This is a genomic window from Chelatococcus reniformis, from assembly GCF_014640075.1.
Lineage (GTDB): Bacteria > Pseudomonadota > Alphaproteobacteria > Rhizobiales > Beijerinckiaceae > Camelimonas > Camelimonas reniformis.
Genome location: NZ_BMGG01000006.1, coordinates 294364 through 319181 on the forward strand (window position 1 = coordinate 294364; position 24818 = coordinate 319181).

20 protein-coding genes are annotated in these 24818 nt (G+C 67.0%); 8 read left to right on the top strand and 12 right to left on the bottom strand.

Annotated elements, in window-relative coordinates; translation table 11 throughout:
* The first annotated feature begins 211 nt into the window (after positions 1 to 211).
* Both IEW34_RS17745 and alr read left to right on the top strand, forming a co-directional pair.
* Entirely contained in the window at positions 212 to 1705 is a 1494-nt protein-coding gene (locus IEW34_RS17745) for a replicative DNA helicase (RefSeq protein WP_188610548.1), read from the top strand.
* A gap of 93 nt (positions 1706 to 1798) precedes the next feature.
* Complete coding sequence (gene alr / locus IEW34_RS17750; protein WP_188610549.1) at positions 1799 to 2947, top strand: alanine racemase; 1149 nt, start codon at positions 1799 to 1801, stop codon at positions 2945 to 2947.
* A 25-nt stretch (positions 2948 to 2972) separates the two neighbouring features.
* Here alr and IEW34_RS17755 read toward each other — a convergent pair whose 3' ends face one another.
* Together IEW34_RS17755 and IEW34_RS17760 are read right to left on the bottom strand one after the other, a co-directional pair.
* The gene (locus IEW34_RS17755) at positions 2973 to 4184 is read right to left on the bottom strand and encodes a cytochrome P450 (RefSeq protein ID WP_188610550.1); all 1212 of its coding nucleotides are present in this window, start codon (positions 4182 to 4184) and stop codon (positions 2973 to 2975) included.
* A complete protein-coding gene (locus tag IEW34_RS17760; RefSeq protein ID WP_188610551.1) occupies positions 4181 to 4402 on the bottom strand; it encodes a ferredoxin in 222 nt (73 codons plus the stop codon). The genes IEW34_RS17755 and IEW34_RS17760 overlap by 4 nt, the downstream gene beginning before the upstream one ends.
* Before the next feature lie 199 nt (positions 4403 to 4601).
* Between IEW34_RS17760 and radA the strand changes: the two genes are divergently transcribed.
* From radA to IEW34_RS17780, 4 genes are all read left to right on the top strand, one after another.
* Positions 4602 to 6008, top strand: coding sequence for a DNA repair protein RadA (gene radA / locus IEW34_RS17765; protein ID WP_188610552.1), 1407 nt, complete (start codon positions 4602 to 4604; stop codon positions 6006 to 6008).
* Positions 6009 to 6081: 73 nt separating this feature from the next.
* Complete coding sequence (locus tag IEW34_RS17770; RefSeq protein ID WP_188610553.1) at positions 6082 to 6696, top strand: CvpA family protein; 615 nt, start codon at positions 6082 to 6084, stop codon at positions 6694 to 6696.
* 401 nt (positions 6697 to 7097) lie between these two features.
* Complete coding sequence (gene purF, locus IEW34_RS17775; protein WP_188610747.1) at positions 7098 to 8546, top strand: amidophosphoribosyltransferase; 1449 nt, start codon at positions 7098 to 7100, stop codon at positions 8544 to 8546.
* A 1-nt stretch (position 8547) separates the two neighbouring features.
* Complete coding sequence (locus tag IEW34_RS17780) at positions 8548 to 9288, top strand: SDR family NAD(P)-dependent oxidoreductase (RefSeq protein WP_188610554.1); 741 nt, start codon at positions 8548 to 8550, stop codon at positions 9286 to 9288.
* 20 nt (positions 9289 to 9308) lie between these two features.
* On the opposite strand, the gene IEW34_RS17785 is transcribed toward IEW34_RS17780, so the two are convergent.
* On the bottom strand, positions 9309 to 9878 hold the full coding sequence (locus IEW34_RS17785; RefSeq protein WP_188610555.1) for an FMN-dependent NADH-azoreductase: 570 nt from the start codon (positions 9876 to 9878) through the stop codon (positions 9309 to 9311).
* Between the two features lie 80 nt (positions 9879 to 9958).
* Here IEW34_RS17785 and IEW34_RS17790 point away from each other — a divergent pair, with 80 nt between their 5' ends.
* A complete protein-coding gene (locus IEW34_RS17790; RefSeq protein WP_188610556.1) occupies positions 9959 to 10363 on the top strand; it encodes a winged helix-turn-helix transcriptional regulator in 405 nt (134 codons plus the stop codon).
* Between the two features lie 220 nt (positions 10364 to 10583).
* Here IEW34_RS17790 and der read toward each other — a convergent pair whose 3' ends face one another.
* The 9 genes from der to IEW34_RS17835 all read right to left on the bottom strand — a co-directional run bounded on the left by der (position 10584) and on the right by IEW34_RS17835 (position 22842).
* Entirely contained in the window at positions 10584 to 11960 is a 1377-nt protein-coding gene (gene der, locus IEW34_RS17795; RefSeq protein WP_188610557.1) for a ribosome biogenesis GTPase Der, read from the bottom strand.
* Positions 11961 to 11967: 7 nt separating this feature from the next.
* Entirely contained in the window at positions 11968 to 12759 is a 792-nt protein-coding gene (locus tag IEW34_RS17800; protein ID WP_188610558.1) for a tetratricopeptide repeat protein, read from the bottom strand.
* Between the two features lie 302 nt (positions 12760 to 13061).
* The gene (gene panB, locus IEW34_RS17805; RefSeq protein WP_188610559.1) at positions 13062 to 13889 is read right to left on the bottom strand and encodes a 3-methyl-2-oxobutanoate hydroxymethyltransferase; all 828 of its coding nucleotides are present in this window, start codon (positions 13887 to 13889) and stop codon (positions 13062 to 13064) included.
* Positions 13890 to 14083: 194 nt separating this feature from the next.
* Complete coding sequence (locus tag IEW34_RS17810) at positions 14084 to 14656, bottom strand: NnrU family protein (RefSeq protein WP_188610560.1); 573 nt, start codon at positions 14654 to 14656, stop codon at positions 14084 to 14086.
* A 145-nt stretch (positions 14657 to 14801) separates the two neighbouring features.
* Entirely contained in the window at positions 14802 to 17975 is a 3174-nt protein-coding gene (locus IEW34_RS17815) for an efflux RND transporter permease subunit (RefSeq protein ID WP_188610561.1), read from the bottom strand.
* Between the two features lie 32 nt (positions 17976 to 18007).
* Complete coding sequence (locus IEW34_RS17820) at positions 18008 to 19213, bottom strand: efflux RND transporter periplasmic adaptor subunit (protein WP_244642052.1); 1206 nt, start codon at positions 19211 to 19213, stop codon at positions 18008 to 18010.
* A 216-nt stretch (positions 19214 to 19429) separates the two neighbouring features.
* Positions 19430 to 20869 carry a UdgX family uracil-DNA binding protein gene (locus tag IEW34_RS17825; protein ID WP_188610563.1) on the bottom strand — a complete coding sequence of 480 codons (1440 nt, stop codon included), beginning with the start codon at positions 20867 to 20869 and terminating at the stop codon, positions 19430 to 19432.
* On the bottom strand, positions 20869 to 22080 hold the full coding sequence (locus tag IEW34_RS17830; protein WP_188610564.1) for a putative DNA modification/repair radical SAM protein: 1212 nt from the start codon (positions 22078 to 22080) through the stop codon (positions 20869 to 20871). The genes IEW34_RS17825 and IEW34_RS17830 overlap by 1 nt, the downstream gene beginning before the upstream one ends.
* A gap of 84 nt (positions 22081 to 22164) precedes the next feature.
* Entirely contained in the window at positions 22165 to 22842 is a 678-nt protein-coding gene (locus IEW34_RS17835) for a GntR family transcriptional regulator (RefSeq protein WP_188610565.1), read from the bottom strand.
* Positions 22843 to 23004: 162 nt separating this feature from the next.
* Here IEW34_RS17835 and IEW34_RS17840 point away from each other — a divergent pair, with 162 nt between their 5' ends.
* Positions 23005 to 24630 (top strand): ABC transporter substrate-binding protein, encoded by a 1626-nt coding sequence (locus IEW34_RS17840; protein WP_188610566.1) that lies wholly within the window; start codon positions 23005 to 23007, stop codon positions 24628 to 24630.
* Positions 24631 to 24818 lie beyond the last annotated feature (188 nt).

A 24818-nucleotide genomic window follows, 5' to 3' on the forward strand; every position in this document is an offset into this window, starting at 1 on the left:
TTCCGCCGTGGTAGCGTCCGCGGCTCGACTTGGAACGCTTTCCGATCGGACGGGTACATCCGACCGGGGCGGCGCGCTCCAGGATCATGCCGCGATCGGACACCGCCCGTTTGGTATGCTCCGACTGCTTCGATTCGGAGCGCTCATCCTCGCGCCGCGCGCTGCCGCCGGGTGCGGGATTAGCCTCCCGGCACGCACGGATGGGACCCCGATGGCTTCGGCAAATGCGCTTGCGACCCGCCTCGACGTTCCGACCGAGCCCGACTACCGCCTGGCGCCCCACAACCTTGACGCCGAAATGGCCCTGCTCGGAGCCATCCTCGTCAACAACGACGCCTTCTACCGAGTCTCCGACTTCCTCGAGCCCATCCACTTCTACGAAGAGCTTCACCGGCGCATCTTCGAGATCGCCTCGAGCCTGATCCGCGCTGGCAAGGTGGCGACGCCGATCACGATGAAGACCTTCATCGGCGAGACCGACCTCGGGGGCCTCACCGCGTCGCAATATCTGGCGCGGCTGGCAGCCGAGGCGACGACGATCATCAATGCGGAGGACTACGGCCGCACCATCTACGACCTGGCGCTGCGCCGCAATCTCATCGGCATCGGCGAGGACATGGTCAACCTCGCCTACGACGCGCCGGTCGAGGCCTCGCCGCGCGATCAGATCGAGGAGGCGGAGCGCAAGCTCTATGCGCTCGCCGAGACCGGCCGTTACGAGGGCGGCTTCCAGGCGTTCTCCGGTGCTCTCGCCACTGCCATCGACATGGCGGCGGCGGCTTACAAGCGCGACGGCCAGCTCTCGGGCGTCGCCACGGGCCTCAGCGACCTCGACCAGAAGATGGGCGGCCTGCAGCGGTCGGACCTGGTGATCCTCGCCGGCCGCCCCGGCATGGGCAAGACGGCGCTCGCGACCAACATTGCCTTCAACGTGGCCCGCGCCTACGCCAGCGAACGGCGCCAGGACGGTTCGCTCGAGACCGTCAACGGCGGCATCGTTGGCTTCTTCTCGCTGGAAATGTCGGCCGAACAATTGGCGAGCCGCATCATCGCCGAACAGTCGGGAGTGCCCTCCTACAAGATCCGGCGCGGCGACCTGCACGAGGACGAATTCGTCAGGATCACCGACGCGGCGCGCGAGATGCAGACGCTGCCGCTCTACATCGACCAGACCGGCGGCATCTCCATCGCCCAGCTCACGGCCCGCGCCCGGCGACTGAAGCGTCAGAAGGGCCTCGACATGCTCGTCGTCGATTATCTCCAGCTGCTATCCGGCTCCAGCAAGAAAGGGGACAACCGCGTGCAGGAGATGACCGAGATCACCACCGGCATGAAGGCGTTGGCCAAGGAGCTCAACGTCCCGATCATCGCGTTGTCGCAGCTCTCCCGACAGGTCGAGCAGCGCGACGACAAGCGGCCGCAACTCTCGGATCTGCGCGAATCCGGATCGATCGAGCAGGATGCCGACGTCGTGATGTTCGTGTTCCGCGAGGAGTACTACTTGAAGAACAAGGAGCCCAAGATGGGCACCGAAGAGTACTTCAAGTGGCAGACTGACATGGAAGCGGCGCACAACAAGGCCGAGGTCATCATCGGCAAGCAGCGCCACGGGCCGACCGGCATGGTCCCGCTAGCCTTCCACGCCGAGGTCACACGCTTCTCCAACCTGGCGCAGGACGACCGGTTGCCGCAGCAGATACCGTAGCGCGTGGCGCCGTCGGCCGGGCGTGCCGGCGCCCGAGCGGGGAAGCGGGACAGCCGCGGAGGAAGCGCCACACGGATGGGATCGGGAGAGACCATGCAGCAGGACGGTGGCGGCGCTGAGGCCGAGCAACTCGCAGGCGCGCTCCTGACCATCGATCTCGACGCCCTGGCCGCCAACTGGCGCGCTCTGGCGGCCAGGGCCGCCGAGGCCGAATGCGCCGCGGTGGTCAAGGCCGACGCCTATGGCATCGGCATCGAGCCGGCGGTTGCAGCGTTGGCCAGGGCCGGCTGCCAAACGTTCTTCGTCGCCCATCCAGGTGAGGGGGTTCGCGCGCGAGCGGTCGCTCCCGGCGCGACCGTCTACGTGCTCAACGGTCTGCCACCGGGGGCGGCCGGCGCATTCGTCTCGGCGGGCCTGCGCCCGGTGCTCGGCGCGCCGGCCGAGGTCGACGAGTGGTGCGAATTCGCCGCCACCCGCGGCGGGCCTCTGCCGGCGGCCGTCCACATCGACACGGGCATGAACAGGCTGGGGCTGACCCTCGCGGAGGCGCGCGTCCTGGCAGCGCGGCGCACCGAAGGGCCTTTTTTCCAGATCGCCCTGGTGATGAGCCACCTGGTGGCCGCCGAAGAGGCCGACAGGCCGATCAACCGGCTGCAGATCGAACGATTTGCGGCGGTGCGCGCCCTGTTTCCGCGCGTTCCCGCCTCGCTCTGCAATTCCTCCGGCCTGTTCCTGCCACAATCTCCCTGTCTCGACCTGGTCCGGCCGGGCTACGCGCTTTACGGCGGCAACCCCACGCCCGGCCAGCCCAACCCGATGCGCCCCGTCATCGGTCTCGCCGCTCGGGTCATCCAGGTGCGCGAGGCCGCGGCCGGCGACACGGTTGGCTACAACGGCCGCTGGGCGGCGCGTGCGGGATGCCGCATCGCGACGATCTCGTGCGGCTATGCCGACGGCATTCCGCGGGCTGCCAGCGGCACTGACGGCAGGCCGGCGGGGCTCGGCGGGGTTGCCCTGGTCAACGGCCAGCCGTGCCCGTTTGCAGGCGTCATTTCCATGGACCTGATCACCGTCGACGTCACCGACACTCCCCCCGGCGCGGTGAAGGTGGGCGATCGGGTCACCTTGATCGGTGGCCCGCTCGACCTGGAGACGGTGGCTGCGCGGGCCGGCACCATCGGCTACGAGATCCTGACGAGCCTCGGCCGCCGCTACGCGCGCCGCTATCTGGGCGGTGCGTGAGGCAAGGCCGCTCCGCTCGCCGACCTCATGCGGCCGCGAAAATGAGCGGCAGAGACCGGGGGCCGCGCACCGTGCCCTCCGACCAGGTGATCGGCAGGCCCGGGTCGGGCCGGAACTCCGGAATGCGCCGCAGCCACTCCTCGATGGCGACGGTCATCTCCATGCGGGCCAGATTCGAGCCGACGCAGCGGTGGATGCCGAGGCCGAAAGCGGCATGGGGGTTGATCTTGCGATCGATGAGAACCTCGTCCGCCCGCGCGAACATGGCCGGGTCGCGGTTCGCCGCCGGAAACGACAGCAGCACCATCTGACCGGCCTTGAACGGACAGCCGTTGACCTCGGTGTCCTCCATCACCTCCCGCGCCATGGTGACGGGCGCGTAGGCGCGCAGGAATTCCTCTATCGCCGTCGGCATCAGCTCCGGTTCGGTGATGAGCCTCTGGGCGTCGGAGGGCGTGCGCGCAAGGTGCCATAGCGATGCCCCGATGGCGCTCCATGTCGTGTCGATGCCCGCGATGAGCAGGAGCCGCAGCATGCCCAGAGCCAGATCGTCGCGGATCGGCTCGCCGTCGATGCGCGCCTCCATCACCCGGGTGATCAGATCGTAGCGCGGTGCGCCTCGCCGCTTGTCGATCTCTGCCGAGAAGTAGGCGGTCATCTCGCCCACGGCCTTCCACAGCAGATCGTCGTCGGTGATCCCGAGTTCCAGGATCTCATGGATCCAGCGGATGTAGAGGTCGCCATCCTCCTCGGGCACGCCGAGCATTGCCGCGATGACCCGGACCGGGATGTGCCGGCTGTAGCGCTGCGCTGCATCGCATCCCCCGTCGGCAATGAAGTCGTCGATCAGCTGATTGCAGATCCGTCGCGCCTTCGGTTCGATCCTGGCGATCTCGTCGGGGGTGAACGGCGGCAGCAGCACCTGCTTCAGGGCCTTGTGGCGCGGCGGGTCGCTGGTGATCGGCGGCGCCGGCGAGGCCTGCTCGGGACGGTGCTCGCGCACGATGACGCGCCGGGAGGAGAAATGTGCGGTGTCGTAGGCGATCGCCTTCACGTCCGCGTAGCGCGTCGGCAGGTAGGCTCCGAGGAATCGGTCGGTGTGCGCCACCGGACAGCTGGCACGCAGCTCATCCCAGATCGCATACGGGTCGGCCTGCCAGCGCGGATCCAGGTGATCCCAATCGTTTGCCCAGTCGCGCACCGGCGGGCGGCTGGAGGTGGAGTGTGCGTCGGTCATCGCCGGTCCTCCCCAGCCAGTTCCACCGCGAACTCCGGGCAATTGGCCCGGGCCAGCGCCGCCTTCTTCTCCAGGCCGCGCGGCACCGTGCCGTCGCCGACCTCACGGGCATTGCCGAACTCGTCGAGCTCGAACAGCTCCGGCGCCAGGGCCTTGCAGCGATTGTGCCCCTGACACTTGTCCGGATTGACGTGGATCTTTCGCGTGCTCTCGGGCATTCGATGTTCCTCCCGCCTGTCCTTTTGCGGTGAGGGTAGCGCAGGCTCGGGCCCGCATCCATTCGCCTTCAGTCCACCTGGCGCCGCGGCCGCAGGTGCCGCCGCGCCGGCCACTTTTGTGCGCCGGGTAGAGTATGCAAGGACGACGAGCGCGCCCGACGACGAATCGGGCGCGATGGACTTTTGACACAGGCGTACGATGGCCCGTTCCGCCCCGACCTTCATCTGCCAGAGCTGCGGCAGCGTCTACACGCGCTGGCAGGGCAAGTGCGACGCATGCGGCGCGTGGAACAGCATCGTTGAGGAGGGGGCGACCGCGCCGGTCGCCGGGGCGGCGGGGCCCGCGGCGCGGCGGCGCGGACGCACCTTCACATTGGAGAGCCTGAAGGGAGAGAGCGCCGAGCCACCACGGCTTCCGACCGGCATCGACGAGCTCGACCGCGTCACCGGCGGCGGCTTCGTGCGCGGTTCCGTCGTGCTGATCGGCGGCGATCCCGGCATCGGCAAGTCGACGCTGTTGATCCAGGCTTGCGCGGCCCTCGCTCGCCAGGGCCACCGCGTCGCCTACATCTCCGGCGAGGAGGCGGTGGCCCAGGTGCGCCTGCGGGCCGAGCGCCTGGGGCTCGCCGATGCCCCGGTCGAGCTCGCCGCCGAGACCAACGTCGAGGATATCATCACGACGCTGGGCCGCGGTGCGCCCCCACGTCTCACCGTCATCGACTCGATTCAGACCATGTGGACCGGCGCCATCGAATCGGCGCCCGGCACCGTCACCCAGGTGCGCGGCAGCGCCCAAAACCTCATTCGCTTCGCCAAGACCACGGGTGCCGCCCTCATCCTCGTCGGCCACGTGACCAAGGACGGGCAGATCGCCGGCCCCCGCGTGGTCGAGCACATGGTCGACGCCGTCGTGTCGTTCGAGGGCGAGAGCGGCCACCACTTTCGCGTGCTGCGGGCGGTAAAGAACCGTTTCGGGCCCACCGACGAGATCGGCGTGTTCGAGATGACCGGCCGGGGCCTCTCCGAGGTCGCCAATCCGTCGGCGCTGTTTCTCGCCGGGCGCGACGTCGGCGCCGCAGGCACGGCGGTGCTGGCCGCCATCGAAGGCACGCGGCCGCTCCTGGTCGAAGTGCAGGCGCTCGTTGCCCCCAGCACGCTGGGGACGCCGCGGCGCGCCGTCGTCGGCTTCGACTCGAACCGTCTGTCGATGATTCTGGCGGTGCTCGACGCCCACGGCGGGGTCAAGCTCGCCCAGCACGACGTCTACCTCAACGTGGCCGGCGGCCTGAAGATCGGTGAACCCGCCGCCGATCTGGCGGCGGCGGCGGCGCTCGTCTCGTCGCTCTCCGGCCAGGCCATCGCCGCCGATACGGTGTTCTTCGGCGAGATCGGGTTGTCCGGCTCGATTCGCCCCGTGACGCAGGCCCCGTCGCGGGCCAAGGAGGCGGCGAAGCTCGGCTTCGCCCGCGCAGTGGCGCCGGCGATGCCGCGGGACGCTGCGGACGCCGGTCTGAGTGTCGAAGCTTTGTCACACATCGGCGAACTTGTGGCGCAGATCGCCTCGGGCGCGGGAAAACCGCGCCGCGGCCAACGCAGTGACGGATGACGGCCGGATCAACGTCCGATATAGAGCAGCACACGCCGGCCCGTTGGCCGGGCGACGTCAGCCGGTGCTGCCAATGCCGATCTCTCTTCTCGACCTGATCGTTCTCGGTGTCGTTGTGATCTCCGCGCTGCTGGCGGCAGTGCGAGGCTTGACGCGCGAAGTCCTCGCCATCGCCTCGTGGGTGATCGCCGCCATCGCGGCGCTCATGTTTCATCCGCAGCTCGTGCCGATCGTCCAGCAACATATTTCCAACCCCAACGTGGCGCTGGCCATCTCGATCGCCGCCATCTTCCTGGTGACGCTCGTGGTCATCTCTTTCATCACTGTGCGGCTGTCCGACCTCGTGCTCGACTCGCGCATCGGGGCCATCGACCGCACGCTGGGCTTCCTCTTCGGCGCGGCGCGCGGGCTGCTGGTCTGCATCATCGCCTTCATCTTCTTCACCTGGTTGGTGCCCGAGAAGATGCAGCCCGACTGGGCCAAGAGCGCGCGCATGAAGCCATTCCTCCAGAGCAGCGGCGATAAGCTCATGGCGATGCTGCCGGAGGATCCCGAAGGGCTCATCTCCAAGTACCGCAACAGGCAGAAACAGAACGAGGGCAGCGAGCCGCCCGCGGAAGGCGACACCACCGCCAAGCCGCCCGCCGAGACGCCCGCTCCGGCCCCGGCGACTCCCGGGCGATCGTAGCGCGCAGGCCCGCGCGCCGCCGCCCGTCGCTCGGCCGTTCTGGTCGAGCCGGGCAAACGATGTGGGGATGGGGACGATGCGGATCGTCGGCCCGACGCTTGCTATGACTGGTAGCGCGTGACCGCGTGTGATCCCGGTTTTGACGCGACCGCCGGCGGCGCGCTTTGTCGCATGTTCCCGCCTTCGTTGAGCCGAAGTCGCGGTCCACAGCCGCACTTTCGCCGGGGGGCCCGAGCCCCTATGTGACGGTCGCACGACGGCCGCGGTCAGTTGTTTGGAATGCACGCGACGCACCGTATGCGCTGGAGTGGTTGACGATGAATCCCGACCCCAAGCATGGACGCGAAGAGACCGCCAGGTCCCAGATCTGGGATATCGGCGCCGCCCGGTCGGCCGCGGCGATGCAGGACGACGACCTGGACGGCGATACGTTGCGCGAAGAGTGCGGCGTCTTCGGCATCTTCGGCCATCCCGAGGCGGCCGCGGTCACTGCGCTCGGCCTGCATGCCCTTCAGCATCGCGGCCAGGAGGCGACCGGCATCGTCACCTACGACGGCGCCCGCTTCCATTCGGAGCGGCGCCTCGGGCTCGTCGGCGACAACTTCTCCGACGCGGCGACCATCGAACGGCTCAGCGGCAGTTCCTCGGTCGGTCACGTGCGCTATTCGACGACCGGCGAAACGATCCTGCGCAACGTCCAGCCACTGTTCGCCGAGCTCGACGGCGGCGGCTTCGCCGTCGCCCACAACGGCAATCTCACGAACGGCATGAGCCTGCGCCGGCAACTGGTGCGAGCCGGCGCGCTCTGCCAGTCGACCAGCGATACCGAGGTGATCCTGCACCTGGTGGCCCACAGCCGCCGCAACCGCTTCATCGACCGTTTCATCGAAGCCTTGCGGCAGCTCGAGGGGGCCTACGCGTTCGTCTGTCTGACCAACAAGAAGCTGATCGGCGCCCGCGATCCGCTGGGCATCCGGCCGCTGGTGCTGGGCGAACTCGACGGACGCTACATCCTGGCGTCCGAGACCTGCGCGCTCGACATCATCGGCGCTCGCTTCGTCCGCGATGTTGAGAACGGCGAAATCGTCGTCATCTCCGAGGACGGCGTCGAGTCGCTCAAGCCGTTCCCGCCGCAGCGGGCGCGCCCGTGCGTGTTCGAATACATCTACTTCGCCCGTCCCGATTCGGTCGTACACGGTCGGAACGTCTACGAGGTGCGCAAACGCTTCGGGGGCGAGCTGGCGCGTGAGGCGCCCGCCGATGTCGACGTCATCGTCCCGGTCCCCGATTCCGGCGTGCCGGCGGCGATCGGCTTTGCGCAGGCGTGCGGTGTGCCTTACGAGCTCGGCATCATCCGTAACCACTACGTCGGCCGCACCTTCATTCAGCCCACCCAAACCATTCGCGAGCTCGGCGTGCGCATGAAGCACTCGGCCAACCGGGGCGCGGTGGCGGGCAAGCGCATCGTGCTCGTGGACGACTCGATTGTCCGCGGCACCACCTCGGTGAAGATCGTGCAGATGATGCGCGATGCCGGCGCCCGCGAGGTTCACTTCCGTATCGCCAGTCCGCCCATCATGTTCCCGGACTATTACGGCATCGACACGCCCGAACGCGAGAAGCTGCTGGCAGCCACCCACTCCCTGGAGGAGATGCGCCGCTACATCGGCGCCGACAGCCTGGCATTCCTGTCGGTCGACGGCATCTACCGGGCCATCGGCGAGGAGCGGCGCGACCCGGTCCGGCCGCAGTTCACCGACCACTGCTTCACGGGCGAATACCCGACGGCGCTGACCGACATCGTCGGCGAGGCGACCAAGCAGCTTTCGCTGCTGGCGGAAGCAGGCTGACATGGCCGCTCCCATGGCAGGCCGCGTCGCCCTGGTGACCGGCGCCTCGCGCGGCATTGGCCGCGCCCTGGCGGTGGCGCTGGCCGGCGAGGGAGCCCACGTCATCGCGCTCGCCCGCACGGTCGGCGCGTTGGAGGAGCTCGACGACGAGATCCGCGCCGCGGGCAGCACCGCAACCCTCGTTCCTGCTGACTTGGCAGACGTCGAGGCCCTCGATCGGCTCGGCCTTGCCATTCACGAGCGCTGGGGCAAGCTCGACGCGATGGTGGCCAACGCAGGCGCGCTGGGCCCGATCACGCCGCTGGGCCATGTGGAGCCCAAAGCCTTCGACGACATCATGGCCATCAACGTCACGGCGACGTACCGCCTCATCCGCTCCATGGACCCGCTGCTGAGGGCGTCCGACGCCGGCCGGGCCATGTTCATGTCGTCCGGCGCCGTCCACAACTGCCGGGCCTACTGGGGCCCCTACTCGGCGTCCAAGGCGGCGGTGGAGGCTCTGGCCCGCACCTATGCGGCGGAGACGCTCACCACCGCCATCCGTGTGAGCATCGTCAATCCTGGCCCCCTGCGCACGCGCATGCGCGCGGCCGCCATGCCGGGCGAGGATCCGATGACGCTGCGGACGCCGGAGGATCTGGCGCCGAAGCTGCTGCCGATGCTGCGGCCGGCCTGGACCGAAACCGGCCGGATCTACGATTTCCCGCAGGACAAGCTGCTCACCCCGCAAAAGCCGGCGTGAGCAGCCTTTGATCTTCAGCCTCAAGCCGCCTTCAGCCGCGAGACCGCATCGGAGGCCGCGGCAAGAGCCGACTCGCGGTGCTCGGGCCCAGCCTGCAGCCCCTCGGCGATGATGAGCTCGGGCGTAACGCCGATGAAACCGAACACGCCGCGCAGATAGGTCTCGAGGTGCTCGAGGGCCGCCGCCGGCGTGCCGGCACCGTAGAAGCCGCCGCGCGACAAGGCGACGATCACCCGCTTGCCGCCGGCAAGCCCCTCGACCCCCTGGGCCCCGTAGCGGAAGGTCTCGCCGGCGATCAGGATGCGGTCGATCCAGGCCTTCAACTGGCTGGGCACGGTGAAATTGTACATCGGCGCGCCGACGACCACGATGTCGGCATCGAGAAACTCGTCCAGGACGACCCGATTGGCACCGTCGGCCTGCGGCATTCGCGTCAACGTCAGATGCTCCAGTGGTTCCTCAGCCAAGTCTCGGTAGGTCACGACAACGCCGGGTTCCGCCTGCCGCAATTGCCCGACGATGCCGGCGGTCAGCTGCCGACTGACCGAATTGCCGCCGGTGATGCTGGAATCGATGTGAAGGAGCTTCATGGCTGGTGCTTCCAGTATAAATCCGTTACCAAGGCTCACAATGTGACCGCCGGCCAACGCGGGCGCAAGGAGGCACATTCTTGTTACCTAAGCACACGGATGTAAGCGTCACCGCGCATGGGCTGCACATTCCCAGCTGTCGCAAGATAAGCCCGGTCTTGGCGCGGATCGGCGACAAATGGAGCATCTTGATCGTCATGGTTATCGCGGACGGTCCTCGTCGTTTCAACGAGATCAAGCGCATGGTCGATGGAATTTCGCAGCGGATGCTCACGCTTACATTGCGAGGACTTGAGCGCGACGGCCTGGTGACCCGTACCGTCTATCCAACGATTCCGCCCCGCGTCGATTACGAGCTGACGCCTCTCGGCCAGTCCCTGCGCGCGCCTGTCATCGAGCTCGGCCGGTGGGCATCCGAACACATGGACGAGATCGAGGCCTCCCAATCGGCGTTCGACGCCAGAGGAGGCATCGATCGGGGCTGAAGCGCCGAGCGGCATGGCCATCGCAGCCTTCGGCAGCGCCGTTTCAGGTTCTTGAAACTGGAGCACGTCCTTCCGACCGGGCGGGACCATCCGATCGGGCGCGATGCACGCTCGAGAGCGCATTCGAGCGAAGTGGACGCCGGTTCGCGTGAAGAAAACGCGACAAATCAATTAGATAGAGCATTTCAACGATTCGAAGAAACGCGGAATTGCTCCAGCCCTAATCGCGCGTGCGCTTCTTCTTCTCGAAGGGGTTGGCACCGGTGCGCAGCGAGAGGCGGATCGGCACGCCGGGCAGATCGAAGACCTCGCGCAGGCCGTTGACCAGATAGCGCGTGTAGGATTTCGGCAGGCTCTCCAGCTGATTGCCGAAGAGCGCGAAGTGCGGCGGACGCGCCTTCACCTGGGTCATGTAGCGGATCTTGATGCGCCGACCGGCAACGGCGGGCGGCGGATGTCCGTCCAGCACCTCGCCCAACCACTGATTGAGCCTGGCGGTGGCGATCCGCCGGTTCCAGACGGCGTGGGTGGCCACCACCGCTTCCATCAGCCGGTCGATGCCCCGCCCCGCCAGGCCTGACAACGGCACCACGGCGGCACCCTTGACCTGCGGGAGCAGGCGCGCCGCATCTTCGCGCAGCTCCTTGAGGAGCCCCGCCTGATCGGCGACGAGGTCCCACTTGTTGAGGCCGATGACCAGCGCCCGCCCCTCCTGCTCGATCAGGTCGACGATGGTGAGGTCCTGCTTCTCAAAGGGGATGGTGGCATCGAGCAGCGCCACCACCACGTCGGCAAAGCGCACCGCCCGCAGGCCATCGGCGACCGACAGCTTCTCCAGCTTGTCGTCGATGCGGGCGCGCTTGCGCAGCCCGGCCGTGTCGAACAACTTGAACGCCTGGCCGCGCCAATCCCAATCGAGCGAGATCGAATCGCGGGTGATGCCAGCCTCCGGGCCGGTGAGCAGGCGCTCCGTGCCCACCATGCGGTTGATCAGCGTCGACTTGCCGGCGTTGGGCCGGCCGACGATGGCGACGCGGATCGGCTTGTCTGCCCCGTCCCGCTCGTCATCCCAATCGTCGGTCGCCTGGGCCGCGGCAGCCTCCGGAAGCGCTTCCAGCAAGGCTTCGAGCAGCGTGCCCATGCCCTCGCCGTGCTCTGCCGACAGCGGGACGGGATCGCCCAGACCGAGCGCGAAGGCCTCGTAGGCGCCGGACAGCCCCTGACCGCCTTCGGCCTTGTTGGCGACCAGCACGACCGGCTTGCCCGACCGTCGCACCAGCTCGGCGAACTGCCGGTCGGCGCCGGTCAGGCCCGCCCGCGCATCGACCAGGAACAGCACGGCGTCGGCGTCGGAGAGCGCCAGCTCGGTCTGGCCGCGCATGCGCCCGGCGAGCGAGGATGCGTCGGCATCTTCGAGGCCGGCCGTGTCGACGATGCGGAAGTTGAAGTGGCCGATGCGGGCTTCACCCTCACGCCGGTCGCGCGTGACCCCCGGCCGGTCGTCGACGAGAGCCAGCTTCTTGCCGACCAGCCGGTTGAACAGGGTGGATTTGCCGACATTCGGGCGCCCGATGATGGCGACCGTGGGGATTATCACTGTCGTCTCACTTGCCAGCGTCGGGGCCGGGCGCCGGTGGGGCGGCTGGCGCAGCCCCCGGGGCGGGCGCGGTCGATGATGTCGGAGGCGTCGCCGGCGTGGCACCGGCCGCGGGAGCCCACGGCGCCGGCGCCGGGACGGCGGCGGTCGTTACCGGGCCGCTGCGAACAAGCTCGAGATAGATCTGGGTGCGCGAGCGGAGCGCCGACGGTGTCTCAGGATCGACCACGATCTGGTCGAACCAGCGGCCAGCGGCCTCGAAGTCGCCAGCCTTCAGGTCGGACAGGCCCAGCAGTTCGCGGGCCGAGTGCCGCCAGGGGCTGGTGGGACTCGTCAGGCCCTCGATCTTGGCCGCAAGCTCCTTGGGCCCGACGCGGTCGATCTGGAGCATGGCGGCCCGGATACGGGCCAGGTTCTGTAGCAGCTCGCCGACGGAGGCATCCTGGGCGATGCCCTCGAACCGGGCGATGCCCGCGGCCGCATCGGCCTTGGCCTCCTGGGTCGCCAGGCGAAACCGCGACAGTGTCGCGTAGCCCCTGGGTCCCTCGGCCACGAGCTTTTGAAGCGCCTGCTCGCCCTCCGGCGCCTTGCCGTCGCGCAAGAGCTGTAGCGCGTCCTCGAAGCGGGCCCCGGCCTCGGCGGCGCGCGTCACCTGAACGTGCTGCCAATAGCGCCAGCCTGCGACGCCCGCCACGAGTGCGACGGCGAGGATGATCAGCAGGACGCCATAGCGCTGCAGCAACTGGGCCGCGCGATCCCGCCTCAGATCCTCCTCGACTTCACGAAAAATGTCGGTCATCGCTCACTCGTCCGCCGTGCCCGCAGCGCCTGCCGGGCGAAGGGTCGGCGCGCCTGGAGCGATCCCGATCCCCTCGGATGCTCCAACTCTTTGAATCTGAGGCGCTTCCCTACAGCCGGAGGTTTCCGCCTGCCGCGCGAGAAGCGCTCTAGCACAGCGCCGCGGCGGAAGCGACCCTCGCCGGCCGTCCTGAAGCATTTCCCGATCAGTTGCGCGCAACTGATCGGGCTGCGGCGCTCCAAATTCTTGAATCTGGAGAGCCCCCGAGGCGAACGGGCCCCGATGATCCAGGGCCCTCGCCGTCAGGTCTTGGCGACCTTCTTGGGGTAGGTGTGCTCCTTGGCCGGGAAGCTGCGCGAGCGGACATCCTCGGCATAGGCCTCGACGGCCCGCGCGATGGAGGGGCCGAGGTCGGCGTAGCGCTTCACGAACTTGGGGACCCACGGGCTCAGGCCGAGCATGTCCTCCAGCACCAGGACCTGCCCGTCGCAGGCCGCCGACGCGCCGATGCCGATGGTCGGCACGGACACCTGCGCGGTGATCTTCGCTGCCAGCGGCTCAGCGACAGCCTCGATGACCATGGCACAGGCGCCGGCATCGGAGATCGCCTGGGCGTCGGCCTCGATTGCCGGCCAATCCGCCTCGTCACGGCCCCGCGCCTTGAACGAGCCGAGGGTATTGATGGATTGCGGCGTCAGGCCGATGTGGCCGACCACCGGAACGCCGCGCTGCACGAGGAAGCGGACGGTCGGCGCCATCAGTAGCCCGCCCTCCAGCTTGACCGCCCCGCAACCCGTCTCCTTCAGCACGCGCGAGGCGCTGCGGAAGGCCACCTCCGGGCTCTCCTCGTAGGACCCGAAGGGGAGATCGACGACGACGAGGGCGCGCTCGGAGCCTCGCATGACGGCAAGACCCTGCAGGATCATCATGTCGAGCGTGACGGGAACCGTGGTCTCCAGCCCGTGCATGACCATGCCGAGCGAATCGCCGACGAGGATAGCGTCGCAGTAACGGTCGACCAAGGAGGCGGTGTGGGCATGGTACGAGGTCAGCATGACGATCGGCTCACCGCCCTTGCGAGCGTGAATATCCGGCGCCGTCAGGCGCTTGATCGCGGATTGCACGGACATCGGGACTCCTCCCACAAACACATGCCGGAGACGGGCAAGCGGCCAGTTCCCCTGCCTTCATCGCCGGATTTTGCGCCGCAATGAAGGGAACGCGCGTCGCTGTCAACCACGGCAGGCGCGCGTCACGATGAGCAGCGATCGCGTCAGCGCATGAGACGTGCTTCAGCCGCAGGCCGAAGCACCATGGCCCGGCATCAGGACAGGACCGGCACGCCGATCAGCAGCGGATGCAGGTAGCCGATCACCAGCGCGTAGGCGACGAGACCGCCGGCGACGGCCACGACATCGGCCTTCCATGAGGCCGGCCTCGCCGGAAGCCCCTGGTCGCCGCGTCGCTTGACCGCGATGCGTGCACTGACCGCCCAGGCGAGAAAAGAGCTGAACAGCAGGATCGACCCGAGGTCGCCGTTGGCAAGCAGATGGGCCGTGGCCCAGATCTTCACCGCCAGCAGCATGGGATGCTTCACCCTGAGCTTGATGAAGCCCGGTGCATAGGCAGCGACGAGGAGGATGAAGACCGGCAGGTTGAGGAGCAGCGCCAGGTGCCGGGTCCAGACCGGCGGGTCCCAGACCTGGATGTAGCCGGTCTCCCGGTAGGCGCCGAAGCCGAGCACGATCAGGATCAGGCCAAGGGCGGAGACGACGGAATAGGCGAGCTTGTACGGCCCCTCGCCGAGAAGACCGACGAAGCGGGCCCGCGGCGCGCGCAGCATCGTGAAGATGTGCGCAGCGAAGAACAGGACGAGACCCAGGACGAGAATCGGCACGCGGAGCCCCCATGCGGCTCAAGCCACCGGCCGCGCTCCTGCTTTAGAACGGTTCCAACACCGGGTCCAGCGCCGGCTCACCCGCAGCGTTGGTGAGGCGGATGCGAAGCCGTACCGCGCACCCGTACGCAACCGGCCGGCCGCCTCAGGCGGCGCTGCCCTCGCCCGGCGTCGTCGCAGCGCCATGCCCGATCTTGGGCTTCTTGGACTTGCCTTCCTCGAGGCGCTGCAACACGGCGAAGAACGACGGCACGAACAGCACTGCAAGGCAGGTCGAGGCCAGCATGCCGCTGACCACAGCGATACCGATGGAGGCGCGGGACGCCGCCCCCGCCCCGGTGGCGAAGATCAACGGCACCATGCCCAAGATGAAGGCGAAGGACGTCATCAGGATGGGCCGGAAGCGCAGCCGCGCCGCCTCCGTTGCCGCCGCGTCGATCTCCATGCCTTCGGCGCGCTTCTCGCGCGCATACTCGACGATGAGGATGGCGTTCTTGGCGGCCAGCGAAATCAGCAACACGATGCCGATCTGGGTGTAAAGGTTGTTGGGCAGCCCCAGCGCATTGAGCGCCAGCACCGTTCCGAGCAGCGCCAGCGGCACCGCGAGGATCACCGACAACGGCTGGATCCAGCTCTCGTACTGGCCGGCGAGAACGAAATAGACCAGCACCAGCGCCAGAGCGAAGACCATATAGATCTGATTGCCGACAATCTGTTCCTGGTAGGACATGGCGGTCCAGGCCGTGTCGGTGCCCGGCGGCAGCGTCTGCTTGGCGATCTGGTTCATCAGGTCCATGGCTTCGCCGGAGCTGAAGCCAGGTGCAGGGCCGCCAGCCAGGGTGACTGACGGGTAGAGGTTGTAGAGCGTGATGAGCGGCGGGCCGACCTCTTCCTTCAGGCTCGCCAGCGTGCCGATCGGCACCATTGTTCCGTTTCCAGCCTTGACCTTGAGCGCCAGCACGTCCTGGGGGCGCAGCCGGAAGATCGAGTCGGCCTGTACATAGACCTGGAAGACGTTGTTGAACTTGGTGAACTGGTTGACATAGGTCGAGCCGAGGAAGGCTTCGAGCGTCGAGAACACCTGCCCCACGGTGACGCCGAGGGTCTCTGCCTTGATGCGGTCGACCTCGAGCCGGAACTGCTTGACGTCGGCTTTGAAGGTGGTGTTGACGCGCTGCAAGGCCGACTGCGTCGAGGCGTTCTGGATCAGCTGCTGGACGACATTCTGCATCTTGCTGAAGTCGGAGCTGCCATCCTTGGTCTCCACCATGATGGTGAAGCCGCCGGTGCTGCCGATGCCCTGGATCGGCGGCGGCACCAGCACGAAGGCCGTCGCATCCTGAAGCTTGCCGAGGCCCTCGTTCAGGCGGCCGTAGATGCTCCTGAGGCTCAGCTCGGGCGTGGTGCGCTCCGACCAGTCCTTCAGGATGACGTAGAGCATGCCCGCGTTGAACATGGTGGCGTTGTTGTCGAGCGGTGAGACACCGCTCACGCCGACCACGTTCTCGACACCGGGCGTGTCCAGCGCAACCTTGGTAGCCTGGGCAACGACCCGGGTGGTGCGCTCGATCGAAGCGGCGTCCGGCAGGTTGAGGCTGACGACGAGGTAGCCCTGGTCCTCGTTGGGCAGGAAGGCCGTCGGCACCTTGGTCATGCCCCAAAACGCGGCGCCAATGAGCACAAAGCCGACCAAGACCGTCAGCACGCTGTGCGCCACCAGGCGGTGGACGAGGCCGGCGTACCAGTGCTCCGCCTTGTTGTAGACCGCGTTGAAGCCGCGATAGATGACGTTGCGCTGCTCGGGCGGGGTCGGCACCTTGAGCCATAGCGCGCACTGGGTGGGCTTCAGCGTGGCAGCGTTGATGGCGGAGATGAACGCGGTCGCCGCGATGACGAGGGCGAACTGCTGATACATCTGCCCGGTCAGGCCCGGCAGCGAGGCGGCCGGCAGGAACACGGCCATCAGTACCAGGGTGATGCCGATGATCGGCCCGAACAGCTCCGACATGGCCTTGACCGCCGCGTCGTGGCTGCTCATTCCCGCCTCGAGGTGGCGCGAGACGCCCTCGACGATGACGATGGCGTCGTCGACGACGATGCCGATGGCGAGCACGATGGCGAACAGCGTGGTCGTGTTGACCGAGAAGCCCATCGCCGCCATCGCCGCGAAGGCGCCGATGATGGTGACTGGCACCGTCGTCGCCGGCACCAGCATGGCACGCCAGTCCTGCAGGAACATCAGGATGACGATGAGCACCAGGACGGCAGCGATGATCAGCGTGACGTAGACCTCGTGAATCGAGGCGGACACGAATTTCGTGGTGTCGAAGGGTATCTCGTAGACGAGGCCGGGCGGAAACGCCTTGGCGAGCTCCGCCATCTTGTTGGTGACTTCGGTCGCCACCGCCAGGGCGTTCGCATTGGGCAGCAGGAAGATGCCGATCGCGGCCGACGGCGCTCCGTTGAACATGGCCTGGTGGCTGTAGGACTGGGAGCCGAGCTCGACGCGGCCGATGTCGCGCACGCGCACGATCTGGCCGCCGTTGCTGTTGTCGACCTTGACGATAATGCTCTCGAATTCGGTCGGGTTGTCGAAGCGGCCGTTGATGTTGATGGTATACTGGAAGTTGAGGTCCTGGGGCGCCGGCGGCATGCCGACCATCCCCGCGGTGACCTCGGTGCTTTGCTGCTGGATGGCGTTGACGACGTCGTTCGGCACGAGACCGAAGGCCTGCAGCTTCTGCGGGTCCATCCACACGCGCATGGCATAGGGGCCCGAGCCGAAGACGGTGACATTGCCGACACCGGGAAGCCTGGCGAGCTCGTTCTGGAGGTTGATGCCGGCGTAGTTCGACAGGAACAGGTTGTCGAACTTTCCGTCGGGCGAATGCAGGTTGATGAACTGGAGGATGGACGTGGATTTCTTCTGGACGTTCAGACCCTGCACGGCGACGGCCTGCGGCAGCTGCGCCTGGGCCAACGAGACGCGGTTCTGCACCAGCACCTGCGCCATATTTGGATCGGTGCCGATGTCGAAGGTGATGATTAGGCTGTAGCTGCCGTCGCTGGCGCTCGTCGACTGCATGTAGATCATGCCCTGAACGCCGTTGACCTGCTGCTCGATCGGCAGCGCGACGGTATCCATCACCGTGCGCGCGCTGGCGCCCGGATAGGAGGCGGTCACCGACACCGTCGGCGGCACCACGTTCGGGTATTGGGAGACGGGCAGGCTCAGCAGGGAGACGGCGCCGAGCAGCACGATGACGAGCGCCAGCGTGTTCGAGAGAACCGGCCGCTCGATGAAAAATTTCGAGAACATTCAGGCCGCCTCGTTCGCGTTTCCGGTCCAGATCAGGGTTTTGCCGGCGCCGCAGCCGGTGCGGCGGCAGGCGTCGCAGCAGGTGGAGCGGCAGGCGCCGGCGCTTGAGCCCGGGCCATCTGCCCCTGCTGGGGGGCGACCTTGTTGCCGGGGATCGCCCGCTGCACGCCCCCGACGACGACCTGGTCGCCGGGCTGAAGGCCGTCACTGATCACCCGCAGCTGGCCGTCGAGCTGTCCCGGCTTGATCTGGCGCTGCTCGACGATGTTGTCCTTGTTGACGACCATGACGTAGCTGCCGACCTGATTGGAGCCGATCGCGGCGTCGTCGACCAGGAGCGCATTGGGCAGCTTGTTGACCGGCACGCGCACACGCACGAACAGGCCCGGCAGCAGTTCGAAATTCGGATTGTCGAAGATGCCACGGATCTGCAGCGTGCCGGTGTTCGGGTCGATCTGGGGCGCGATGTAGTCGATCTTGCCCTTGTGCTTGAACTCGGTCTCGGTCTGGAGGGCGATCTCGACCTCCATGCTCTTGTTGTTCTCGCGCAGCTCCTTGAGGCTGATGCCCTGCTTGGCGAAGCCTTCGCGAAGCGTGAGGACCTGCTGCTCGCTGACATTGAAGTAGACGTAGATCGGATTGATCTGGACGATCGTCGCGAGCTTGGTCGGCCCGGAGTAGCCGACCAATGCGCCCACATCCACCAGGTGGCGGGTGACGACGCCGTCGAACGGAGCCGTCACCGCGGTGTAACCCAGGTTGATGGTGGCGACCTGGACGTTGGCCTTGTCCGCCGCGACCTGAGCGACCGCCGCGTCGAGGTTGGTCTTGGCGTCGTCGACCGCCTTCTGCGATGCGAAATCCTGACGGCCCAGTTGCGCCTGGCGATTGTATTCGAGCTGCGCGTTGGTCTGCTTGGCCTGGGCGCTCGCCAGCTCGGCCTTCTGGAGATCGAGCTGCGCCTGATACTGGTCCTTCTCGATGCCGAAGAGCAGCTGGCCCTTCTTCACCGGCTGGCCGTCCTTATAGTTGATCGACACGAGGAAGCCCTGGACGCGAGCCTCCAGATCGACCGCGTTCACGGCCGCGGTGTTGCCCGTGAACTCGGCGTAGACCGTCACGGGCTTCTGCACCGGCTGGGCAATGGTGACCGTGGCCGGCGGCGGCGGCACGTAGGCATTCTTCTCGTTGCAGCCTACCAGCGCGGCAACGGCGGCGCCGGCGAGCGCGATGCGCATGCGGCCCCGCAAGCGGCCCAAGCGTCTGAACTCTGCCCCCATGAGAACCGTCGCCCCCTGTCGCGCCTCGCCTCACATCGCCCGCCGTGGGTGATCACGCCCGGCAGCGGACGCACACGTGTAGCTGAAGGTCGCGGTCGAGGCTATGGCCGACGGCACACACGCGCGGGGGGATTTGTTGCACTGCGCAGGCCGCCAAGCCCCCCCGCCCGTGCGTTATTCTGCCGCGGACAGCGTTCGGCCGTCGCCGCTCGCCGCGAGCGCATGAATTTGCACGAGGTCCGCAACGAACGCCGCATAGGCCTCCCGCTTTGCCGCTTCGTCCGGCAGACGCAGCAGATAGGACGGGTGAACCGTAATGAAGCCGGCAAAGCCGTCGAGGAACTGCGCCGACCCCCGCGAGCGTCCGATCGGCAACGCCTTGCCGGCGAGGGCCAGAACCGCTGTCGCACCGAGCGCCACGACTAGGCGGGGTTGAACGAACTCGAGTTCGCGGATCAGCCACCAGCGATAATGCTTCACCTCGCCGGCGGTCGGGGTTTGGTGCAGCCGCCGTTTGCCACGCTGCTCGAACTTGAAGTGCTTCACCGCATTGGTCACGTAGGAGCGGCTCCGGTCGACGCCCGCCTCCGCCATGGCGCGGTCGAGGAGCTGACCTGCCGGACCGACGAACGGCCGTCCCTGCACGTCCTCCTGATCCCCTGGCTGCTCGCCGACGAAGGCGAGGGGCGCGCCGACCGGCCCCTCCCCCAGCACCGCCCGGGTCCCCCCGTGCACGAATGGCTCCGCCGCAGCGATGATGCGGTTAAGGGCGTCGAGAGTCTCGGGATCCTGGTTCGCCATGGCGGCGACGGCCTTCTGCGGATCACGCTTGGTGGGCATGGCAGCCTCCCGTTGCAGCATGTCCTCAACGCGCGAAGAGGCCGATCGGATGAGGGCCGGGATGGCGGCCGTCTCCGGCATGTTGCGCCAGTACTTGCGTGGCATCTCGCCGCGCATGGCCGCAGGATTGAGGCGAGCGGGATTGAAGGTGCTCTCGTAGTAGCCGCGCCAGCTTGCCTCGAATGCATCGGTCGGCGGCGCATCCGCGCGCCGACCGGACGGGCCGAAGGCGAGCTCCGATCCATCCCAATGGGCCGAGCCCATCGGCGTCAGGATCGACCAGCGCATGCGTCTGAAGCGGTCGACGAAGAACGGCGCCGCAGCTTCCAAAATGAAGTGGTCGGGCTCGAACCACGCGGTGAAGCGCTCCGCCCCGGCCTCCTCGTCCGCGCGGCGAAAGCGCAGGAACGCATGCATCTTGTGCAGGTCGCGGCGCACGGCCTTGTCCATCAGCGCCAGGCGATGGACGAGCGGGTCACTCGCCACCTCCAGCAACGAGCGTTCGCCCATCTGGATGCGCCAGACCAGAGCAAAGAGCAGCGCGTAGCGCTCCGGATCGGAATGGCACACCACGTGCGAAATCAGTTCGCCCACGGCTCTCGGCAAGGCGACGGGCGGCCCGTCCGGCAAGGCCTCGCTGCCGAACAGGCCCGCCCCCTCCGCCGACCACTCGACGTCGTCGGGGACGGCGGACGCGGCGAGAAGCGCCCGCACGGCGCGGCGAAAACCGGCCAGATCGGCGCCGCGGGAGAGGACGACATGATGGCTCGCCATCAGAACAGGCTCAACTGGCGGGGCGGCGTGACGAGCCGGGCCCGAAGGTCCAGACGATCGGTCAGGCCGACGGGCCGGTGGTCGGCGGCGATCAGGAAAGGCCGCGCGCGCTTGAGCCCCGCGGTAAGCCGGGCCACGTCGGCCAGGCGTAGCGTCGTCCAGCGGCGCGCCGCTACGATTCGGTCGACGGCCCGTTTGCCGAGGCCCGGCACGCGCAGCAGCAACTCACGCTCGGCGCTGTTGACATCGACGGGATAGCGCTCACGGTGCTTGAGGGCCCAGGCGAGCTTGGGATCGATCTCCAGATCCAGCATCCCCCCGGCCCCGCCGGCGACGATCTCCGGCACCGTGAAGCCGTAGTGCCGCAGCAGCCAATCCGCCTGATAGAGCCGGTTCTCGCGGATCAGCTGAGGCGGCTTGATCGGCAGAACCGGACTCGCCGCGGGGATGGGGCTGAAGGCTGAATAGTAGACGCGGTTGAGCCGGAAGCCATCGTAGAGCCCCGCGGACATGGCCAGCACGCCTTCATCGGTCGTATCGTCGGCACCGACGATGATCTGAGTGCTCTGACCCGCCGGCGCAAAGCGGCGACGTTCGGCCTTGGCCTCGCTGATGCGTTCCGACATCTGCCCCATCGCAGTGCGGATCGAGGCGCTGTCCTTCTCCGGCGCCAGGCGCCGCAGGCTCTGCGAGGACGGCAGCTCGACGTTGACCGACAGCCGGTCGGCCCATAGCCCCGCCTGTTCGATGAGCCACGGGCTCGCCTCGGGAATGGTCTTGAGATGAATATAGCCAGCGAAGCCCTCGTCCCGGCGCAGCCGCTTGGCCACCAACATCATCTGCTCCATCGTATAATCGGGCGAGCGAATGATGCCCGACGACAGAAACAGCCCCTCGATATAGTTCCGCTTGTAGAATTCGACCGTGACATTGACGATCTCGTCGACGGAAAATCGTGCGCGCCTCACGTTCGACGAGCGGCGATTGATGCAGTAGGCGCAATCGAACAGGCAGACATTGGTCATCAGGATCTTGAGCAGCGACACGCAGCGCCCGTCCGGCGTGTAGGCATGGCAGATACCCGCGCCCGTGGTCGAGCCCAGCCCCTCCCGGCCGGCCGCACGTTTGGGCGCCCCGGACGACGCGCACGAGGCATCGTATTTCGCGGCGTCCGCGAGGATCCTTAGCTTGACCGTGAGCGATGTATCCAATGCTTCATCTCCGTGTTCACTATATGTTCCATCAAACACGGAAGGCAAGCGGCGCTCGTGCACGCGCCGCGGCGATCGGCGGCATCAGCCGCGGATGCGGCGCTCCGAGGCGGCCAAGGCGAGTTGGTCGACGGCATCCTCGACCAGGCTGACGTGGTGCAGCATCGTCGTGTGGGCTTGAACCGCGTCCCCCCGCGCGATCGCCTGAACGACGGCGTCGTGCTCGGCATACGAGAGGCGCAGGCGCCCCTCGGCGCGGAACTGCGCCCGGCGAAACGGCGCCAGGCGGCGGCGCAGACTGGACGCGATCTCGGCGACGATGCCGTTGTGTGCGCCCTTGTAGATGGTGGAGTGGAAGCGAACGTTGGCGTCGGCATAGGCGCTCTCGTCGCCACGCTCGACGATCTCGGCCATGGCCTGATGCAGGCTGGCGAGGCGGCGGCGCTCGATCGGCGTCATGCTCATGGCGGCCAGGCGCGCGCAGGTCGCCTCGATCTCGCCCATGGCGACGAACAACTCCTCGAGCTGGGCGGAGGTGACGTGCGTGACCGTCGCGCCCCGCCGAGGCTTTGCATCGATGAGACCGGTGGTGGCGAGTTGGCGCAGGGCCTCGCGGACCGGGGTCCGCGAGACGCCGTAGCGCGCGGCAAGCCCGGTCTCGTCGAGCCGTGCGCCCGGCGCGAGCTCTCCCGTCAGAATGGCGTCGGCAAGCTCGCCGGCGAGCCATTCGGCCCGAGTCTGCGCTGGTGAATCGCTCTGCATCACCCTGCCTGTCTTAGCGGCTAGCAGCGCCGCCGCGCTGCTCAAATTCTACGCGTCACCGGTTCCAAATTTAAGCATGCAACGACAACATTTAGGCATGCAACATCACATTATTGTATGCAAAATTCCACCTTAAGCATGCAATTTTGCGAGGAGGTCATGATGGATCGTCGGCAGTTCCTGAAAACGTCGGTTGCGGGAGCTGCGGCATCTGTGGCCGGCGTAACCGCTCCGGCCGTCTGGTCGCCGGCCAAGGCGCAGTCGCGCGCCGAGACATTGCTCATCGTCTCGGAGAGTGGGCCCAACAACCTCGACATCCACGGCGTCGGCACCAACGTTCCCGGCTACGAGGCGTCCTGGAACTGCTACGACCGGCTGATCACGCACGGCATGAAGACCTTGCCCAACGGGGTCGCCTATTATGACCGCGACAATATCATTCCCGAACTCGCCGAGGACATGAATCCCGGCGACATGTCGGTCACCTTCAAGTTGCGCAAGGACGCGGTATTCCAGGACGGAACGCCGGTGACGGCCAAGGACGCGAAGTGGTCGCTCGACCGCGCCGTCTCGGTCGGCGGTTTCCCGACCTTCCAGATGAAGGCCGGATCGCTGGAGAAGCCGGAACAGTTCGTCATCGTCGACGATCGCACCGTGCGCGTCGACTTTCTGCGCAAGGACAGGCTCACGGTTCCCGACCTCGCCGTGATCGTGCCGTGCATTGTCAATTCGGAGCTGGTTAAGAAGAACGCCGGCGCCAACGATCCCTGGGGGCTCGACTATACTAAGCAGAACACGGCCGGCTCGGGCGCCTACAGGGTCACCAAATGGACCCCGGGCACCGAGGTGGTCTTCGAGCGCAACGAGCTGTGGAAGGCCGGCCCGCTGCCGAAGATCAGGCGCGTGATCTGGCGCATGGTGCCGTCCGCCGGCAACCGGCGCGCGCTTTTGGAGCGCGGCGACGCCGATGTGTCCTACGATCTGCCGAACAAGGACTTTGCCGAGCTGAAGAACTCGCCCAAGCTCAACATCGTCTCGACGCCCTATTCCAACGGCATCCAGTATATCGGCATGAACGTCACCAAGCCGCCCTTCGACAATCCGAAGGTACGCCAGGCCGTGGCCTATGCCCTGCCCTACCAGAAGATCATGGACGCGGTGCTGTTCGGGCTCGCCAAGCCGATGTTCGGCGCACCGGCCGACGCGCCGACGCAGGTGGCCTGGCCGCAGCCGCATAAGTACAACACGGACATCGACAAGGCCAAGCAGCTGCTCGCCGAGGCAGGGCATGCCAACGGCTTCGAGACGACGATCTCGTTCGACCTCGGCTTCGCGGTGGTGAACGAGCCGCTGTGCATTCTGGTCCAGGAGAGCCTTCAGCAGATCGGCATCAAGACGACGATCAACAAGATCCCGGGTGCCAACTGGCGTACCGAGCTCAACAAGAAAGAGATGCCGCTCTTCACCAACGTCTTCTCCGGCTGGCTCGACTATCCGGAGTATTTCTTCTTCTGGTGCTACGACGGCCAGAATTCCGTCTTCAACACCATGAGCTACAAGAGCCCCGAGATCGACACGCTGATCGCGGGCGCCCGTGCCGCGGCGGCCGACGGTGATACGGCGACCTACGACAAGGACGTCAAGGGCTTCGTCGACCTCGCCTTCCGCGACATTCCGCGCATTCCGCTGTTCCAGCCCTTCGTCAACGTGGCGATGCAGAAGAACATCTCCGGGTACCAGTATTGGTTTCATCGCCGGCTCGACTATCGCGCCCTGGTGAAGAGCTAATCGAGTTGCACGGAAAAATTCTCGACGGAGCCCACCACCACGTACGTCCGAGTTGATGGATGGTCGGGTCAAGCCCAACCATGACACTCCGGAAGCGAAGGGCCCTCCCTCAGGCGTCCTGGTCGGGCTTGACCCGACCATCCATCCAAAAGCGTTCGTGCCGGCCCCGCCGACCCAAAACCCGCCCG

Coding starts and splice junctions, on each gene's coding strand:
- purF (WP_188610747.1), top strand. CDS start 7,098: ATGCAGGACGACGACCTGGACGGCGATACGTTGCGCGAAGAGTGCGGC.
- IEW34_RS17770 (WP_188610553.1), top strand. CDS start 6,082: ATGCCGATCTCTCTTCTCGACCTGATCGTTCTCGGTGTCGTTGTGATC.
- IEW34_RS17825 (WP_188610563.1), bottom strand. CDS start 20,869: ATGGCGAGCCATCATGTCGTCCTCTCCCGCGGCGCCGATCTGGCCGGT.
- IEW34_RS17840 (WP_188610566.1), top strand. CDS start 23,005: ATGGATCGTCGGCAGTTCCTGAAAACGTCGGTTGCGGGAGCTGCGGCA.
- IEW34_RS17745 (WP_188610548.1), top strand. CDS start 212: ATGGCTTCGGCAAATGCGCTTGCGACCCGCCTCGACGTTCCGACCGAG.
- IEW34_RS17760 (WP_188610551.1), bottom strand. CDS start 4,402: ATGCCCGAGAGCACGCGAAAGATCCACGTCAATCCGGACAAGTGTCAG.
- IEW34_RS17820 (WP_244642052.1), bottom strand. CDS start 19,213: ATGCGCATCGCGCTCGCCGGCGCCGCCGTTGCCGCGCTGGTAGGCTGC.
- IEW34_RS17785 (WP_188610555.1), bottom strand. CDS start 9,878: ATGAAGCTCCTTCACATCGATTCCAGCATCACCGGCGGCAATTCGGTC.
- IEW34_RS17835 (WP_188610565.1), bottom strand. CDS start 22,842: ATGCAGAGCGATTCACCAGCGCAGACTCGGGCCGAATGGCTCGCCGGC.
- radA (WP_188610552.1), top strand. CDS start 4,602: ATGGCCCGTTCCGCCCCGACCTTCATCTGCCAGAGCTGCGGCAGCGTC.
- IEW34_RS17815 (WP_188610561.1), bottom strand. CDS start 17,975: ATGTTCTCGAAATTTTTCATCGAGCGGCCGGTTCTCTCGAACACGCTG.
- IEW34_RS17780 (WP_188610554.1), top strand. CDS start 8,548: ATGGCCGCTCCCATGGCAGGCCGCGTCGCCCTGGTGACCGGCGCCTCG.
- IEW34_RS17755 (WP_188610550.1), bottom strand. CDS start 4,184: ATGACCGACGCACACTCCACCTCCAGCCGCCCGCCGGTGCGCGACTGG.
- panB (WP_188610559.1), bottom strand. CDS start 13,889: ATGTCCGTGCAATCCGCGATCAAGCGCCTGACGGCGCCGGATATTCAC.
- alr (WP_188610549.1), top strand. CDS start 1,799: ATGCAGCAGGACGGTGGCGGCGCTGAGGCCGAGCAACTCGCAGGCGCG.
- IEW34_RS17800 (WP_188610558.1), bottom strand. CDS start 12,759: ATGACCGACATTTTTCGTGAAGTCGAGGAGGATCTGAGGCGGGATCGC.